Source organism: Salinispora vitiensis, from assembly GCF_000378825.1.
Classification (GTDB): Bacteria; Actinomycetota; Actinomycetes; order Mycobacteriales; family Micromonosporaceae; genus Micromonospora; species Micromonospora vitiensis.
Window position 1 is genome coordinate 684,760 of record NZ_KB900388.1, and the last position, 16,233, is coordinate 700,992.

Genomic DNA, 16,233 nt, shown 5'->3' on the forward strand with positions numbered 1-16,233 from the left:
GCGATGACCGGCAGCGAGCAGTACGAACGCACGGTTCACGAGCTACCCGCCGCCATCGCGGTGAGTCGACCCCCGTCGAGGGCGAGCTGCTGATCCGCACGCGCGGCGACCCGGTCGTTGTGCGTGACGACGATCAGCGCGCAGCCGTACCGGCGCGGCAGGTCGAACAGGAGATCGCTGACGACCTGCCCTGAGGCGCTGTCGAGAGACCCGGTCGGCTCGTCCGCCAGGATGACACTGGGCTGTGTGATCAACGCGCGCGCCACCGCGACCCGTTGGCGCTCGCCGCCGGACAAGGTAGCGGACGCGGCGTCGGCAAGCTCTCCAACACCAAGATCATGCAGCAGTGTCTTCCCCCGCTCGTAGCTTGCCCGCCGCGGTGCGGAACCCAACAGCGCCGGCAGCGTCACGTTCTCCAACGGCGTCAACTCGGGCAGTAACTCACCGAACTGATACACCAAGCCGACCGACCGCAGCCGCAACGCCGATCGCGCCCTCGGCGGCAGACTGGTCAGTTCTTGGCCGTTGATCCAGACGCGACCACCCGCCACCGGCAGGATCCCCGCGAGGCACATCAGTAGCGTCGTCTTCCCCGTGCCGCTGGGCCCGGTAACCGCCAACGACGTCCGCGACGGCACGTCGAAAGAAATGTCAGCGAAAATTTCACGTTCGGCTACCGCATAGCGTAGCGCCTCGGCCCGTACTGTAGAGGTTGCCCTCATTGCGCCCTCCCGGGACATGCGACGTGGTCCAGCATAGATACTGATCCCCAAGAGATCGAACAGACATCCGGTGGCGGGGATCCAAACTATGTCGTGCCGGTTACTGACATGAGAATCGAAGTGAAATCCTGGTTGCAGGCGCCACCTAGGATCGCGATATGTCTAGCATTCCTCGGGCGTTGAAGATCGCAATTGCCAGTGCGACGCTGGCAGCCGCCGCCTTTGTGGTGCCCGCATCTGCTGCCGCGTTACCCACTCAGACAGCTGGGGGAAGCTCCTCCGGCGGGCTGGATCGGGGTGAGTTGCGCTCCGCGCTCGCCGCGGTGCCCGAAGCCGGGGTTCCGGGTGCGCTGGCTGCTGTGCGCGATGGCCGGCACGACTGGCGCGGCAGTGCCGGCCAGGCGTTCCTGACCAGCCCCCGACCGATGCAGCCGCAGCTGCGGCACCGCATCGGCAGCATCACCAAGACGTTCGTCGCCACCACTGTGCTGCAGCTCGTTGACGAGGGCCGGCTGGGCCTCGACGACCCGGTCGGGGAGCTGCTGCCGGAGATCGTGCCGGGTGAGCGTGGCGCCGAAGTCACCGTCAGGATGCTGTTGAACCACACCAGCGGCATCGGCAACTACACCAACGCGATGCTCGACTCGTGGGCGGCGATCGACCAGATGCAGGTTACGACGTACGCTCCGGCAGATCTGGTGGCGATGGGCCTGGCCATGCCGCCGACCAACGCGCCCGGGGCGGGGTTCAGCTACTCGAACACAAACTACATCTTGGCGGGCCTGCTAATCGAGTCGGTCACCGGTAACCCGGCGGCGGCAGAGGTGCAGCAGCGTATTCTGCGGCCCCTGAAGCTCACCGGGACGTCGTTCCCTGGCACTGATCCGACTATTCGTGGCCCACATAGTGGTGCCTACTTCGCCCCCTTCGGGGTTCGTGACCTCAGCGAGTTCAACATGAGCTGGGGGTGGACGGCGGGCGAGATGATTGGGACCACGGCGGACCTGAACACGTTCTTCCGGGCACTACTCGGCGGTGATCTGCTCAGCCCGGCCACCCTCGATGAGATGCTCGCCGGGGTGCCGATGTTCCCGGATGCGCCCGAAGCCGGTAGCTACGGTCTTGGTATCCTCTCGTTTTCCACCCCGTGCGGTGAGTTCTTCGGACATGACGGTGCGGTGTTCGGTCACCTGACGTCTTCATTGCACAGCCGGGATGGCGGGCGCCAGGTATCGTCCGGGATCAACCTCAGCCACTATTCGATAGGCCTGCCCGAGGCGCATCCGATCGACATCGCCTGGCAGTCGTTCCTGCTGGCGGCGATGTGCCCGACCAGCGAGACGAGTGGCCGGTCGGCAGCGGACGTGCTGCAGCTGCCCAGCGTGACCCGGATGCCGGGCAACGACGCGGCAGTCACGGGGCCCTGATACCAAACAGGGGCGAGGCCGACTGTCCAATAGCAGTCGGCCTCGCTGCGTCGAGAGTGCGGAGGATGTCCCTGATTCGGGCGGCACGACAGTCGGAGCTCGGCGATCTGGCTCGGCTTGAGGTCCAGGCTGGCCAGCTCTTCCATACGGTTGGCATGTCAGAAATAGCTGATCATGCCGTGGATCGACAGGCCCTGCGGCGAAGTCAGCGGCAGGGGCTGATCTGGGTCGCCGAGGAAGGCGACCGGACGGTCGGCTACGTCATCGCGGCGGTGCTGGACGGCAACGCCCACATCGAGCAGGTGTCGGTAGCGCCCACGCACGCTCGGCGCGGGATTGGTCGGCAACTCATCGCACACGTCGAGGGATGGGGGAGGCGTCAGGGTCGTCCGGCGACGACCCTGACCACCTTCCGCGATGTGCCCTGGAACGGCCCCTACTACCGGAGGCTTGGATACCGGGAGCTACCCAACGCGGAGATTGGACGCGAGCTGACCGCCACAATGCGACACGAAGCCGCGCTGCCGGGCATGGACCCCTCGCTCCGGTGCGCGATGATCAAAGCTAATGGGCGCGCGCCTTGACCATGGCAGACCAGGGCCTGTAGCTGAACCCGAGCAAGCAGGGGGTTGTATACCACAAGCCGGTCGGCGGGTTGCGGGCCCGCGAGGTCGCGGCGGTGCCGGTGGTACGACTGGCGCTAGGCAGCGGCGTACCCGCGGCTGCCCAAGCACGGGAGGAATACCTCCGCCCCAGGTCGTACGCGTCAGATTTCGGCCGCGACCGGGTAGTGGTCGGCGTAGTCGGTGTAGCAGTAGCGGACGAACCAGCTCGTCACGCACCACTCCGGTGACTCGACGGCTAACGTCTCGTTGTCGCCGGCACCGTTCCGTACGTGACCGTTGCGTTGCAGGATGTAGTCGAGTTGCTGGCGGCTGTCCTGGTCGTCGTTGTAGTCGGTCATGGCGTTGCGCTGCGCGTCCCACGAGTACGGATGGCCGGTGAACGCGGCATCGCCCACGTCGAGCCGGGCCAGCATGCTGTCGTACTCGCTGGAGTAGCGGTCAACGTTAAGATCACCGGCGACGATGATCTGTTCGTCCGCCGGGATTTGGCGCGCGTCCAGGAAGGCGTCGAGCTCGTCGAACTGGGCTGCCCGTACCTGGGCCCCGGTGCCGTCGGCGCAGCCGGCGTCGGCCGCCTGCGCATGAGTGCCCACCACGTGTACGGGTGCGTTGTCGACGTTGAGGCGCGCGTAGACGAAGCCCTTGTTGGAAAACCAGTCCGCCCCGCAGCCGTCCGCGTAGACGTACTGGATTTTTTCCTGGATGGGCCACCGGCTCAGGACGGTGACTCCGCCGTCCTCCGGCGTCGCGCTGGAGTATGAGCCTAAAGTGGCGTCCCAGCCGGACCTCGACCGGCCGAGAACCGGGGTTTGGTAGGGATATTTCGCAGCGAGCTGGTCTTTGAGCTGGTCGGATGCCTCGTTGTCGAATAGTTCCTGCAGGATGACGACATCTCGGCCGGTGATGTAGTCGGCCTCGGCGATCAGGTTGGCGCGGGTGACCTGCCCCCAGTTGGGGAAGAGCGACTGGGGCAGGAACATGACGTTGTGGGTCAGGACCTGCAGCGGTGCCGGGGCGGCGGCGGCCGGGGCCGCGGAGGCGAGTAACCCGGACGCGGTGAGAACTAGGGCGAGCAGCAGACTCAGCGGTCTCTTCATGGCCATCGATGATGGCCGTCATTATCAGCCGACTTCAATTGCTCGGCGGTGTTCGATGGGTGAACGTGTCAATCGTCGTGCAGCTACTGGCCCGGGTTGGGGTCAGCGGTATCCGGTGGTGTCGGCGGGCTTACCGACGTCCTGCACCTCGACCAGGTATCGCCAGGCATCGGGCTGACTCCCATCCAGGTCGGTGAAGCCATAGGTTTTCGCCAACTCCCCGCTGGAGAGCGACCTGCCATGCCACCGAGACACCTCCGGGTCCTGTGCCAGGGCCGCCACGGCGCGGCCGACATAGGCCGGGCTTTCGGAGATCGCGAAGTGCGGCTCAACCGCGAGCGCGTCGCGCCAGTTTTCCTCGGCCACACCGAAGCTGTCCAGCATGTCCTCGGACCGCAACCACCCGGGCGTAAGCAGCACCGACGTCGTGTCATGCGAACGGAGTTCGTGCGCCAGGGCGAACGCCATCCGACTCACGGCGCCCTTCGCGAGATCGTAGAAGAACGAGTTGCGGTAAGTGGCCGCGTTGTACTCGTCAGTCCCGTCGGTCATCTCGACAACCAGCCCGCCCGGGTTCCTGATTAGCAGGGGCAGTGCGAAGTGACTGGTGATGGCGTGGGTTTCCACGGCGAGACGCAGCGTGTGCAGCCCGGCGTCCAGGTCCGACTCCCAGACCGTTTTGTTCCACTCCACCTGGGAGGTGCCCCAAATGTCGTTGACGAGTACGTGGAGGGCGCCCTGCTCGGACTCGATCCGGGCGATCAGCGCGCGTACCTCGGCGGGGACCAGATGGTCGACCCGCACCGCGATGCCGACCCCACCAGCTGCGCTGACCAACTCGGCGGTTTCCTCAATGGTCTCCGGTCGGTTCATCTCCGACCGTTGGGCGCGGGTTGACCTTCCGGTGACGTAGACCGTGGCCCCGGCCGCTCCGAGTTGGATGGCGGTTCCTCGCCCGGCGCCTCTTGTCCCTCCGGCGACGAGCGCCACCTTGCCGGTCAACTGCTTGGCCATGCGCCGTACCCTAGCGGCGAGCCGAGGCTTCCCGCTTGGCCTTTTCCGGCCCAGGTAGTAGGTCCGCTGCTCCTGGTCGAGGGTGTTCGACGGCGTACGCGGGGATCACCGCCAGGTGGTGTGATCCGCGGCGGCGGCTCGGTCGCGCTCGGCGGCGGCACGGCGGCCCTTGTCGACTTCGCGCATTGACCAGCCGATGACTACGGCGGTCACGTAGGCGAGGGTGGCCAGGGCCGCGACGGCGCGGAAGCCGCCGGTGGCCCAGCAGGCGATGATTACGGCCAGGCCACCGACGCCGATGCCGGTGGCCCACCGGTCGGGTACGTGTCGCAGGGCCGAGCCGATCAGGACGGCGAGGGCCAGCGAGGCGATCGGGCTCGGTTCCTGCGGCAGGTCGGCGATCTGGGAGACGATCACGGCGATCAGGGCCAGCGTTACGCCCGCGGCTGTGGTCATCGAGCGGTTCAGCCGGCGGGCCAGGGCTAGGCCGACCAGGATCAGGGCGACGATCGTGTCGAACACCGCGTAGCCGATGCCCCAGCTGTCGGCCAGCAGTTTGATGGTGAAGGCGATACCGGCCAGTGCGATGAGGCCGAACGTCGCGTCGAGCGCGAATTCGACGCGGGCGGTCGGTCGGACTGAATTGGTCATGGGGCTCACGCTAGGAGTCCGGCGGCGGTGGCGAACCGGTCAAAAGTACGGTCGGGGCCGTAGCCAACCCTGCTTCGGACCGATGCTTGCCGTGAGGCGGTTCGGCAGGGTGAGGGACATGCCTACCGACCACATGCAGCCGGCAGTGCACGGCGAGGTGCGGCCATGATCTGGATGAGCTGGCGCCAGTTCCGTTCGCAGGCACTTGCCGGCGCCATCGCCCTGCTGCCGGTGGTGGCGTACCTGATTATCACGAGCATCGACATCCGGCGCTCGCACGACCGGTACGAGGCCCAGTGTGCGTCCATCGGCAACTGTGCCGAGGCCATGCTGCAGTTCCAGAACGACTTCCGGACCCGGTTGCTGTTGTTGGCCATCCTACTCGCCGCGATTCCCGGCATCCTCGGTGTTTTCTGGGGCGCCCCGCTGGTGTCCCGCGAACTGGAGATGGGTACGCACCGGCTGGTCTGGAACCAGAGCGTCACCCGGCGCCGCTGGCTGACCGTCAAGCTGCTGCTCGTCGGGTTCACCTCGATTGCGGTGGCCGGCCTGGCCAGCGCGTTGCTGACGTGGGCGAGCAGCCCGGTCGACGCGGTCTCGCAAGACAGGTTCGGCGCGCTGGAGTTCGATGCCCGTAACATCGCCCCGGTCGCCTACGCGGCCTTCGCGTTCGCCCTCGGCACCGTGATCGGTCTGCTGATGCGCCGGACCATCCCGGCTATGGCGGTGACCCTGCTCGTCTTCGCGGTGATGCAGTTCGTGGTGCCGGCATTCGCCCGGCCGCACCTGATGGCGCCGGAGACCACCACACGGGAGATGACGCTGCAGGCGTTCGGCGAGGTGCGCGGTTTCGGCGACGACCCCGTGGTGAAGGGCGTGGGCGTTCCCGGCGCGTGGGTGACCGACACCAGCGCGCTGCTCACCGCGGACGGCGACCCGCTCGACAAGGCCACGTACCGCAGGTGCGCGACCGATCCGCCGGTGACCGCCGGGGCCGGCGCGGGCACTGGCGGGATCATCGCCTGCCTGGCCGACCTGAAGCTACACGTCGAGATCGCCTATCACCCGAACGACCGCTACTGGACCTTCCAGTGGCTCGAGTCCGCGCTCTACCTGCTGCTCAGTGGCCTGCTGGCCGCCGTCGGTCTCTGGCGCATCCAGCGTCATGCGACCTGACCCCCGTCCGCACCGACATGACAGACACGAGGACTTTCACGATGACGTCTGACGATTCGTATCCGATACTGCACGCGGAGGGTGTGACCAAGCGCTACGGCGCCCGCACCGCCCTCGAGGACTGCAACCTGACGATTCCGCGGGGCCGGGTGATTGGCTTGGTCGGCCCGAACGGCGCGGGCAAGTCGACGCTGCTCCAGCTGGCCTGCGGCCTGGTCACGCCGTCGGAGGGCACCCTGCGGGTGCTCGGCGAGACGCCGGCCGCGAACGCCGCCCACCTCGCCAAGGTGGGCTTCGTCGCGCAGGACACGCCGGTGTACGCAAACTTCTCGGTCGGTGACCACCTGAAGATGGGTGCCAGGCTCAACCCGACCTGGGACCAGGGCCTCGCCGAGCGCCGCATCGCCCAGGTCGGCCTGAACTACAAGCAGAAGGCCGGCCGGCTCTCCGGCGGCCAGCGCGCCCAGCTGGCGCTGACCCTGGCCGCGGCCAAGCGACCGGAGCTGCTGATGTTCGACGAGCCGGCGGCCGCGTTGGACCCGCTGGCCCGGGACGGCTTCCTGCGGAACCTGGTCGAGTTCGTCACCGAGCTCAACGCGAGCGCGATTCTGTCTTCGCGCCTGCTCGGCGACGTCGAACGGGTCTGCAACTACCTCATCGTGCTGTGCGCCTCCCGGGTGCAGGTTGCCGGCGACGTCCCGGACCTGCTCAACACGCACTACCGGATCGTGGCGCCGCGGGGCGAGCTGGACCACCCGCCGGCCGGCATGGAGGTGATCCGAGCGCAGCACACCGACCGATGGACCACCGCGGTCGTCCGTGGTGATGGCAGCCGGCCTGCCACCTGGACGATCAAGCCGATCCATCTGGAGGGGCTGGTGCTCGCGTATATGACCCGGGCCATGGGCGTCGCCGGCCAGCCGCTGATGACCTCGTCCGGGGAGGTCGGCCGTTGATCTGGATGAGCTGGCGGCAGTTCCGCGGCCAGGCGATCGTCGGCGGCGCCGTGGTGGCTGTCCTCGCCGCGTACCTCATCTATCTCGGCCTGGACATCCGCGGTTCCTATCAGACCTATCTGGCGCAGTGCCCGGACGCCGGCGACTGCTCCGGGCCGATGGGGCAGTTCAGCCTTGACTACGAGAACACGCTGCTCCCTCTGGCCGGCGTGCTCGGGTTGGTGCCCGGCGTGCTCGGCATGTTCTGGGGTGCCCCGCTGATCACCCGGGAGCTGGAGAACGGCACGCAACGCCTGGTCTGGAACCAGAGCGTCACCCGCCGGCGCTGGCTCCTGATCAAATTGCTGGTGGTCGGGTTGGCCTGCATGGTCGTGGCCGGGACGGCGAGCATGTTGTTGACCTGGGCTGCCGCACCGGTGGACGACGTCGCCAACAACCGGTTCAGCACGGTCCTGTTCGGCGCCCGGTTCCTTCCGCCTATCGCATACGCGGCGTTCGCGTTCGTGCTGGGCACGGTGATCGGGCTGCTAGTCCGGCGGATGGTGCCGACGATGGCGCTGACCTTGGTCGTGTTCGTCATCTTCCAATTCCTGGTGCCGAACCTGGTTCGGCCGCACCTGTTGCCGCCCGAGCATTTGAGCAAGCAGATGACGGTCAGCGCGATCAACGAGGCCCGCTCGCTGGGCAGCATCACCGGTGCGCCGGTGCTGAACGGGTTGACCATCCCGGAGGGCTGGATCACCGATGTGGGCGCGCTGACGCAGGCGGACGGCAAGCCGCTGAGCGCGAAGACGTTCGACGACTGCTACATGAACGCGCCGAAGACCGGCGCAACCGAAGGCCCGTACGGTGATATCGCGGTCTGTTTGGCCAAGCACGACCTGCATGTGGACATCGCCTACCAGCCCTGGAACCGCTACTGGGCCTTCCAGCTCCTGGAGTCCGGCTGCTACCTGTTGCTGACCGGCCTGCTCGTGCTGTTCGCGCTGCGGCGCATCCAGCGGCGGCCGGCCTGACATGACGGGCGGGCAGCTCGACACGGAACGTCCGGCGGACAACGACGTCCGCCGGACGCGTGCCGGTTGCCCCGTTCGACCGCGGAAGGAACCCGGTTGGACAGCGCCGGTCAGCTGCCTTCGACCAGCCGGTTCTCCCAAGCCCAAGCGGCGATGCCGACCCGATTGCCGACGCCGAGCTTGGACTGGATCGTGGAATTGTGGCTCTTCACCGTGCTCAGCGAGATGAAGAGTTCCGCGGCGATCTGCTGGTTGGTGCGTCCCAGAGCGATGGCCCGGACGACCTCCAGCTCACGGTCCGAGAGCGGGATCTCGCGGGTTCCCGGCGGCGGCGCCGTGGCGTTCAGGTGGTTCAGTAGGCGCAGGGTGATCGACGGGGAGACCATCGCATCGCCGTTGTGCGCGGCTCGGACTGCCTCGACCAGCAGCGTCGGCCCGGCGTCCTTCAGGATGAACCCGACCGCCCCGCCGCGCAGGGCGCCGTAGACGTATTCATCCATGTCGAAGGTAGTGACCACGATGACTCGGAGCGGGTTGACCACGCCCGGTCCGGCCAGCGAACGGGTCACCTCGATGCCGTCGATCCGTGGCATCCGGATGTCCACCAAGCACACGTCCGGCCGCAGCTTACGGGCCTGGTCGACGGCGTCGACGCCGTCGACCGCCTCGGCGATCACCTCGAGGTCCGGCTGGTCCTCCAGGATCAGACGCAGACCGCTACGGATCAAGGCCTGGTCGTCCGCGATCAGCACGCGGATCGTCATCGTTGCTCCCTCGGGCTATAGGGCAGGGTGGCCTTCACCGACCAGCCGCCACTGGGACGCGGTCCGGCCTGCAACGTGCCGCCGAGGCCTTCCACTCGCTCACGCATGCCGACCAGACCGTACCCGCCGCGGGGCATGCGGCGGGTCGGGCTCGTGGGTCCGTCGTTGTCGATCATCACGGTGATCTCGTCGGTCTGTTCGACGGCCACCGAGACCGCCGCGCTCGGCGGGGCGTGCTTCGAGATGTTGGTCAGCGATTCCCGGACGATCCGATAGACGGTGGTGGTGACCGCGGGCGGCCACTCGGCCAGGTTCGCCGGGGTGTGCAACCGTACCGGCCCGCGCTGCCGCCCGAACCGTTCGACCAGCACGCTCAGCTCCTCCGGCTCGGACTCGACCGGTGGGCCGTCCTCGGTGTCGCGCAGCAGGCCCACCACCCGGCGCATGGCGGTGAGGGCCTCGGCCCCCGCTGCCTCGATGACCGCCAGCCGCTCTGGCACCCGCTCCGACCCCCGCCGGGCCAGCAACTGGGTGGCCTGGGTCTGCAGGACCATGCCGGTTATGTGGTGGGCGACCATGTCGTGCAGCTCACGGGCCAGTTCCAGGCGCTCCTCCGCGCGGATCCGCGCGGAGTTCGACCGGGCCCGGCTGTCGGTCAGGCGCAACGCCACGCCGGTGCCGGTACCGGCTATCCAGATGAGAATGTTCAGCCAGGTCACCGGGGCCGGGCCGGCGCCCCACGGCCCGGCCGCGATCTGGCTGCAGATGACCACGGCGAGCCCGCCGCCCGCTACTGCCGCGGCCCGTGCGGTGGTTTCGGACCGCACCGCCGATCCCGTCAGGACGGCCAGGCCGAGCGCCATGGCCGGCCCGGGCTCGGCAGGCAGGTGCAGCACGCCCGACGTGAGGACGGAGCCGGCCGCGATGACCAGGCCGGCCGCGGCGAACCCGGCCCGGCTCCGGCGCCGGGCCAGCGCCAGCACACAGACGATCGTGGCGGCGGCTCCGCCGAGCAGCCAGTACGTCAGGCCCCAGCTCTGCGCGATCGCGATGGCCTCGACCACGGCGGCCGTCAGGAAGAGGGCAGCCAGCCCCGTATCGACCATCGCGGTGCTGGTGCTGACCCCGATGCGCACGAATTCCAGGGTACGGACGGGGGCCTTGGCAGCTGTGGCCGACGGGGTCATGACGGCCAAGGCTAGGCCGGAAAGCTGTCGTCGCAAACCGGCCGAAAGTAGGGTGACGCCCCGACCGCCCCTTTCTTTCTGTGGCGTCAGCTGATGCCCCAGAAATCCCATGAGATGGCCCAATCGCGTTTCGCGCTGCAGTGGCGGTTCGCCTTGGGGCAGGCCGCCAACTCAGTTGCCGAGCACCGAAACAGTGCGTCGTCGCACCCTGGCGTCGAGCCTAGGCTCCCTGCGTGGCTTTCTTCCGGCCCAGGTAGTAGGTCCGCTGCTCCTGGTCGAGGTGTTCGATGGCGGCGCGCAGCAGCGTCCGGGGCATGGTGGCCGCGTGCCGGTCGAGGAGGTCGAGCAGTCGTGCCCGGTCCTGGTCCCCGGCGCTGCGCAGCAGCCAGCCGGTGGCCTTGTGGATCAAATCATGTGGATCAGCGACGAACAGCTCGGCGATCCGAAACGTGTCGTCGAGGTCGCCGGCGCGTACGAACGCCATGGTGCTGACGATCGCGGTGCGTCGCTGCCACGGGTCGTTCGAGCGGGCCAACTCGTACAGCACGTCGCGGGGCTTGTCGACCAGGTGTGCCCCCACCACGTTCGCGGCACCGAGGTCGACCAGGTCCCAGTTGTCGATCCGGTCATGCCGGCGCAGGTAGAGGTCGTACAGCTCCGCCCGGCGGGCGTCGGTGGTTTTCTTCCGCGCGGCCTGCTTGGACATGATGCTTACCGCGCCGGCGCGTACCTCGTGGATCGGGCTGTCGAGTAGCAGTTCGATCTCGCCGGGCGTCAGGTCGATGAATTCTTTGGCCAGCGCGAAGACCTGACCCATTCGGACGCCCAGGAACGTGTCGCCCTCGGCATGCCTGAAGTAGCGCTGGATCTTGCGGAGCTCCTCATCCGACTGGTACGTCTGCAACTTCTCGACGAATTTCTCGGCGCTGACATCCGGCATCGTGGTCCTCCGATCGAGAGGCGATCGTACCGATCCCCTGCGCCGCCCACCGCCGCTCGACTACGCGTGTCCCGGGGAGCCGGACTGCCGCGCGCCGGTAGAACGGGCGCGTAGGGCGGGCGGCCGGTCAGCTCGCGTCACCTCGCCGGAGCGACCTTCACCTGCGAAGACATGCCGGAGACGGGCTTGACAGGGCAACAGTCGAACGATATAACCAACTCGTTATGAAACAAGCTAGTTATGCACTCGATGAGCCCGAGCGTCTCGACGCCACCTTCGCGGCCCTGGCGGACCCGACCCGGCGAGCGATCCTCGCCCGGCTCGCGCAGGGCGACGCGACGGTGAAGGAGATCGCCGCCCCGTTCCCGGTGAGTCAACCGGCGATCTCTCGGCATCTGAAGGTCTTGGAGAGCGCGGGCCTGATTTCTCGCGGACGGGTCGCCCAGCGTCGGCCGTGTCACCTTGAGGGGCGCCAGCTCAGGTTGGTCGTGGACTGGCTGGAGAACTACCGCGGCTACTGGGCGGAGGCGTACGGGCGTTTGGACGAACTGCTCGACGAACTTCAAGCCGGTGACGATGCCCGCCAGTCGAGCGGCGGCCGGGAGGGGCAGGGAACATGACGGCGAAGACGCTGCGGGTGACCACACCGGCACCGACTGACATCGTCCTGACCCGGGTGTTCAACGCGCCACGGCACCTCGTATTCGACACGTTGACCAAGCCCGAGTTACTCAGGCGGTGGTTCGGTGCTCGCGGTTGGCGCCTGGTCGAATGCGAGGTGGAGCTACGGGTCGGTGGGAGCTGGCGCTTCGTCTCGGTGGGGCCGGATGGCCTGAAGATGGGCCAGGGCGGGGTGTACCGCGAGGTCCAGGCGCCGGACCGGCTCGTCTACACCGAGTCCTACGACGACCAGTGGGTGCCGGGCGAGTCCCTCGTCACCGCCGTCCTTTCCGAACGCGCCGGGTTGACCACGCTCCAGACCACGCTGCGCTACTCGTCGCCCGAGGTGCGCGACCTGGTGCTGGCCACGCCGATGGAGCGGGGAGTGGGGGAGAGCTACGACCGGCTCGACGAGGTGTTCGCGTCGCGGTGATCCGGGCCCGGGGGAGCCACCAGGAATATGTCGGCGGCCGGAGAGCATGTCCGCCACCCAAGGAGCAATGCGAGCGAGAGCGGGAGAAATGAACTGGACTCTGGAAGTGGTGCTGGTGCCGGTGGCGGACGTGGACCGCGCCAAGGAATTCTTCACCGAGAAGCTGGGTTTCCACCTGGATTTCGATTCTCGCGGCGACAGCGAGTTCGGTCCGGTGCAGCTGACCCCACCGGGTTCCGGGTGCTCGATCATCATCGGGAAGGGCATCAGTTCGATGGAGCCGGGCTCGCTGAAGGGGGTGCAGTTCGTGGTCGCGGACGTGCGGAAGGCCCGTCAGCAGCTGGTGGAGCGGGGGGTCGGGGTCAGCGAGGTCCGAGTGGCCGGGCCGGAGGGCTTTCGCCCGGCCCGGGACGGCGACAGCCTGGACAATGTCGGCTTCATCGTTTTCGACGATCCGGACGGCAACCACTGGACAGTGCAACAGATCTCGTCCCGCGGATAGTGCGGTGGGGCGTGGGCGGTTCAAGTTGGGGCCCGGGCCTGGCATCGTGGAGCCATGTGTCGCAACATTCGCGTGCTCCACAACTTTGAACCGCCCGCCACCGACGACGAGATCGAGGCCGCCGCAATCCAGTACGTGCGCAAGGTCAGTGGCGCTACCAGACCATCCGCAGCCAACGAGGAGGCGTTCAACGAAGCCGTTCGGGCGGTCACCGCGGCCACCCAGACCCTCCTGGGTGACCTGGTGACCAAGGCACCGCCCCGGGACCGCGCAGTGGAGGCCGCGAAGGCCAAGGCGCGTGCCGCCGAGCGGTACGGGGACCGCGGCGCAGCGGGGCGGGGCTGACCTGACCGCGGTCAGGCCGAGTCGTCACCTGTCTGTTCAGCGGAGAGCCGGTCGAGGATCGGTAGGAGTTGCGCCTCCTCGTAGTCGAGATGCGCCTCGACCGCGGCGGTGAGCCGGTCGACCTCGGTACGCACGCTCGCCCGGTCCACGTCGGCTGACCCGACCACCTGCTGCAGTTGCTGGAGCAACGCGTCCATGGCCGCGTGTTCCTCCCGCAGCCGCCGTACCGTATCGGCGAGCTCGGGATGGTGTTGGGCAACCACCGGGAGCAGTTGGTCGTCCTCGCTGCGATGGTGATGACCGAGGCCGCCGCAGAGGGCGAGACAGTTGATGCGCAGCTGCGCACCGAGGCGGCTCCCCGGCCGTGCCAACTCGCTGCGGATGATCGCCAACTCGCGGCGGAAGGCGTCGTGAATCAGCTTCAGGCCGCTGCTCCAGGTGGCCCCGACCGGCCGGCCGCGCAGCGGGTTCAGCGCCACAACCGGTGGCGGTTCCGGGGCGAGGGAACGCTCCCGCCGCAGTACGGGGTCCAGCTCCGCCGCCCGGTCGAGCGCGGCGTCCCGTTCGCCCTCCTCGAGCAGTACCGCGTGGGCCTCGATCGTGAAGGCGTCGTTCTCCAGGGTCACCTGCGGCTCGGCGAGCAGGTCGTCGTGCCAGTCTGGCTTGGTGCGAGTGCCGTCGGGCAGCGCGACGACCAGGATGCGTCGGTCTTCGCCGAGGAAGAACTCCACCCAGGTGGTACGCGGTGCCCCGGTTTCTCGGTTTGCGGTGGTGAGCAGAATGCGCCGCCGGTCTTCGGGAGTCTTCGAGCTCTGTCCTTGTGGGGTGTGGAAATCCTTGATCTGGGTAGCGTGGTCGGACGGCAAAAGGGTGTACTCCATTCCTTGGGGTGGGTGTCGTTCTTGTCAGCGGCTACCAGCGCAGCCTGAGCCGATGGCGCTCGGCCAGTGAAACGGTGTGGGCACCACAAATCGCCGGCTCGGCCGGATGCGCTTGCGGAAGTAGCGCGGCGAGACATGGGGAAAAGAAAAGCGCAGGCGACAGCAAGCAGAAGTGCGGTTGCTGTGCTGGCAAAATAGCTGATCGCGGAGGGTGGGGCTCGGCCCCGCCGGGCGGTCACGCCCCGGCCGGGAACCCTATTCGCTTCTGGCGTGTAGCCGACCCGGCAGTCATAGCGCGACGATAGCATAGGTGAATATCTGGGTCTCACCCAAAGCTGCCAGCTCTGTCCAGAAATACCGGCACCACCGGGTCGGTCGGCCATATTGGCTCGGTGGGCCACGTGACCGCTGCGGCCACTCGCCGCGGAGGTAGCGGGCCGCGGGCGGTGGCCCGACGTCAGGCCGCTGATCGAGGTGAGGCGCCCGGGGGGCACCCGAGTCAGGGCCCATGCAACATTTCCAGGGGGATGCGGGGTAGTCATAGTGTGAAGGTGCCTGCACTCCCGCCGGACGGGTCCGGGTTCGACGCGTTCGTGCGACAGAGTGCCGCCGGGCTGCTGCGCTTGGGCAACGTTCTGACGCTGGACCGAGCTGCCGCGGAGGATCTCGCCCAGGAGACCCTGATCCGCGTCGGGCTGGCCTGGTCACGGGTGCGCGCGGACGGAAATCCGGTCGGCTACGCCCAGCGCACCATGACCAACCTCTTCCTCAACGAACGCCGACGCCGCCGGCCGACGCCGACCGACACCATTCCGGAAACCGGCTACGAGGACACCGCGCTGGCCGCGGTGGAGTCGACCGCCGCGGTTCGGCGGATCCTCGCGAGCCTGCCACCGAAGCAGCGGGCGGCGATCGCCTTACGTTACGTCGCTGACCTGTCGGACGACGAGATCGGTCGCCTCCTGAACTGCACCCCCGCGACGGTGCGGTCGCAACTCTCCCGAGGCTTGTCCCGCCTCCGCGCGACGTTGTCAGCAGAAGGGTGAATCCGGTGTCCGAGAATCTCGCCGACGAGCTAGCCGAACTAGACAAAGAAGACTTCGCGCTCCCGGTCACGGACGCTTTCGTCACCCGGGTGCATCACGGCGTACGCCGACGTCGAATTCTGCGCGCGGGTGTGGCCGGCGGCGCGGTAGCCGCCACCGCCATCGCCGTCACTGTCACGGTTTCCCTGAGCGGGATCACCCAATCGGCTCCGCTTCCGAACTCGTCCACAGGTCCGTCGGTGGCCGCCCCGCCGACCTTCGTTGCGTACCCGCTCTACCAGCCACTGGACGGCTATCGGGTCACCTCCGTTCCGGAAGGGCTGCGGGCCTATGTTGCGCAGTTCGGACCTGTTAGCTACGCCGTGTCGAAGAACCAACTGCACAACGACAGCGGGGTGCCCACCCCGACCGGTGGCGGAGCGGTCGCCGGCTCCGACCATCCGACCGCCACGACAACTTACCGTAACTATGTGCGGCCCAACGGGGCGAATTGGCTTTGGATTTCGGTGTTGCGCCCGGAACGGACGACGGCGGAGGTTGATCGGGCGCAGGTCACCGAGTGGCTGGTCGGCTGGGCCATCAAAGGCACGGAGGTGATTGACAGCTTCCCGGTTCCGGCTGGTCAGGCCCAGCTCACCAGAACTGGCGGCTCCGAGGTCACCGTCCACGCGGTGGTGATCACGACGCCCAGCGGTACGGTGATCGACGTCAGCGGGAATGGAGCGGTGCCCGTCGCGGACCTGAGGGCGGTGGCCGCCGGAATCTTCCCGCCGTGACGAGTCGTCGCTCG

19 protein-coding genes are annotated in these 16,233 nt (G+C 67.7%); 11 read left to right on the forward strand and 8 right to left on the reverse strand.

All coding sequences use genetic code 11. From position 1 onward, the window contains the following. Positions 1-35: 35 nt before the first annotated feature. Complete coding sequence (locus SALPAC2_RS0103110) at positions 36-722, reverse strand: ABC transporter ATP-binding protein (protein WP_026184358.1); 687 nt, start codon at positions 720-722, stop codon at positions 36-38. Positions 723-1,024: 302 nt separating this feature from the next. Here SALPAC2_RS0103110 and SALPAC2_RS0103115 point away from each other — a divergent pair, with 302 nt between their 5' ends. Then, positions 1,025-2,149 carry a serine hydrolase domain-containing protein gene (locus SALPAC2_RS0103115; RefSeq protein ID WP_018215173.1) on the forward strand — a complete coding sequence of 375 codons (1,125 nt, stop codon included), beginning with the start codon at positions 1,025-1,027 and terminating at the stop codon, positions 2,147-2,149. A 65-nt stretch (positions 2,150-2,214) separates the two neighbouring features. Then, positions 2,215-2,733 carry a GNAT family N-acetyltransferase gene (locus tag SALPAC2_RS0103120; protein ID WP_018215174.1) on the forward strand — a complete coding sequence of 173 codons (519 nt, stop codon included), beginning with the start codon at positions 2,215-2,217 and terminating at the stop codon, positions 2,731-2,733. A gap of 182 nt (positions 2,734-2,915) precedes the next feature. On the opposite strand, the gene sph is transcribed toward SALPAC2_RS0103120, so the two are convergent. The 3 genes from sph to SALPAC2_RS0103135 all read right to left on the reverse strand — a co-directional run bounded on the left by sph (position 2,916) and on the right by SALPAC2_RS0103135 (position 5,537). Beyond that, positions 2,916-3,872 carry a sphingomyelin phosphodiesterase gene (gene sph, locus SALPAC2_RS0103125; RefSeq protein ID WP_026184360.1) on the reverse strand — a complete coding sequence of 319 codons (957 nt, stop codon included), beginning with the start codon at positions 3,870-3,872 and terminating at the stop codon, positions 2,916-2,918. A gap of 102 nt (positions 3,873-3,974) precedes the next feature. Further along, on the reverse strand, positions 3,975-4,886 hold the full coding sequence (locus SALPAC2_RS0103130) for an SDR family oxidoreductase (protein WP_018215176.1): 912 nt from the start codon (positions 4,884-4,886) through the stop codon (positions 3,975-3,977). A gap of 105 nt (positions 4,887-4,991) precedes the next feature. Next, the gene (locus SALPAC2_RS0103135; protein ID WP_018215177.1) at positions 4,992-5,537 is read right to left on the reverse strand and encodes a hypothetical protein; all 546 of its coding nucleotides are present in this window, start codon (positions 5,535-5,537) and stop codon (positions 4,992-4,994) included. A gap of 165 nt (positions 5,538-5,702) precedes the next feature. Here SALPAC2_RS0103135 and SALPAC2_RS0103140 point away from each other — a divergent pair, with 165 nt between their 5' ends. From SALPAC2_RS0103140 to SALPAC2_RS0103150, 3 genes are read left to right on the forward strand one after another with little or no spacing between them, the layout of a single operon-like run. Next, positions 5,703-6,713, forward strand: coding sequence for an ABC transporter permease subunit (locus SALPAC2_RS0103140; RefSeq protein WP_018215178.1), 1,011 nt, complete (start codon positions 5,703-5,705; stop codon positions 6,711-6,713). Between the two features lie 41 nt (positions 6,714-6,754). Beyond that, on the forward strand, positions 6,755-7,669 hold the full coding sequence (locus tag SALPAC2_RS0103145; RefSeq protein ID WP_018215179.1) for an ABC transporter ATP-binding protein: 915 nt from the start codon (positions 6,755-6,757) through the stop codon (positions 7,667-7,669). 5 nt (positions 7,670-7,674) lie between these two features. Then, the gene (locus tag SALPAC2_RS0103150) at positions 7,675-8,685 is read left to right on the forward strand and encodes an ABC transporter permease subunit (RefSeq protein WP_223874070.1); all 1,011 of its coding nucleotides are present in this window, start codon (positions 7,675-7,677) and stop codon (positions 8,683-8,685) included. Positions 8,686-8,795: 110 nt separating this feature from the next. On the opposite strand, the gene SALPAC2_RS0103155 is transcribed toward SALPAC2_RS0103150, so the two are convergent. From SALPAC2_RS0103155 to SALPAC2_RS0103165, 3 genes are all read right to left on the reverse strand, one after another. After that, on the reverse strand, positions 8,796-9,449 hold the full coding sequence (locus SALPAC2_RS0103155; RefSeq protein WP_018215181.1) for a response regulator transcription factor: 654 nt from the start codon (positions 9,447-9,449) through the stop codon (positions 8,796-8,798). Further along, entirely contained in the window at positions 9,446-10,585 is a 1,140-nt protein-coding gene (locus SALPAC2_RS0103160; protein ID WP_223874062.1) for a sensor histidine kinase, read from the reverse strand. The genes SALPAC2_RS0103155 and SALPAC2_RS0103160 overlap by 4 nt, the downstream gene beginning before the upstream one ends. Positions 10,586-10,856: 271 nt before the next feature. Then, complete coding sequence (locus tag SALPAC2_RS0103165; RefSeq protein WP_018215183.1) at positions 10,857-11,576, reverse strand: DNA alkylation repair protein; 720 nt, start codon at positions 11,574-11,576, stop codon at positions 10,857-10,859. A gap of 224 nt (positions 11,577-11,800) precedes the next feature. Between SALPAC2_RS0103165 and SALPAC2_RS0103170 the strand changes: the two genes are divergently transcribed. From SALPAC2_RS0103170 to SALPAC2_RS0103185, 4 genes are all read left to right on the forward strand, one after another. Continuing rightward, a complete protein-coding gene (locus SALPAC2_RS0103170; RefSeq protein ID WP_018215184.1) occupies positions 11,801-12,196 on the forward strand; it encodes an ArsR/SmtB family transcription factor in 396 nt (131 codons plus the stop codon). Further along, positions 12,193-12,669, forward strand: coding sequence for an SRPBCC family protein (locus SALPAC2_RS0103175; RefSeq protein WP_018215185.1), 477 nt, complete (start codon positions 12,193-12,195; stop codon positions 12,667-12,669). Before SALPAC2_RS0103170 ends, SALPAC2_RS0103175 begins: the two co-directional genes overlap by 4 nt. An 88-nt stretch (positions 12,670-12,757) precedes the next feature. Then, the gene (locus SALPAC2_RS0103180; RefSeq protein ID WP_018215186.1) at positions 12,758-13,171 is read left to right on the forward strand and encodes a VOC family protein; all 414 of its coding nucleotides are present in this window, start codon (positions 12,758-12,760) and stop codon (positions 13,169-13,171) included. Positions 13,172-13,225: 54 nt separating this feature from the next. Beyond that, positions 13,226-13,516: a DUF2277 domain-containing protein gene (locus SALPAC2_RS0103185; protein ID WP_018215187.1), complete on the forward strand. Its 291-nt coding sequence runs from the start codon at positions 13,226-13,228 to the stop codon at positions 13,514-13,516. An 11-nt stretch (positions 13,517-13,527) separates the two neighbouring features. Here SALPAC2_RS0103185 and SALPAC2_RS0103190 read toward each other — a convergent pair whose 3' ends face one another. Next, entirely contained in the window at positions 13,528-14,382 is an 855-nt protein-coding gene (locus SALPAC2_RS0103190; protein ID WP_026184362.1) for a nitroreductase/quinone reductase family protein, read from the reverse strand. A gap of 560 nt (positions 14,383-14,942) precedes the next feature. Between SALPAC2_RS0103190 and SALPAC2_RS0103195 the strand changes: the two genes are divergently transcribed. Both SALPAC2_RS0103195 and SALPAC2_RS0103200 read left to right on the forward strand, forming a co-directional pair. Beyond that, on the forward strand, positions 14,943-15,443 hold the full coding sequence (locus tag SALPAC2_RS0103195) for a SigE family RNA polymerase sigma factor (protein ID WP_018215189.1): 501 nt from the start codon (positions 14,943-14,945) through the stop codon (positions 15,441-15,443). Next, positions 15,440-16,219, forward strand: coding sequence for a hypothetical protein (locus SALPAC2_RS0103200; protein ID WP_018215190.1), 780 nt, complete (start codon positions 15,440-15,442; stop codon positions 16,217-16,219). The genes SALPAC2_RS0103195 and SALPAC2_RS0103200 overlap by 4 nt, the downstream gene beginning before the upstream one ends. Positions 16,220-16,233 lie beyond the last annotated feature (14 nt).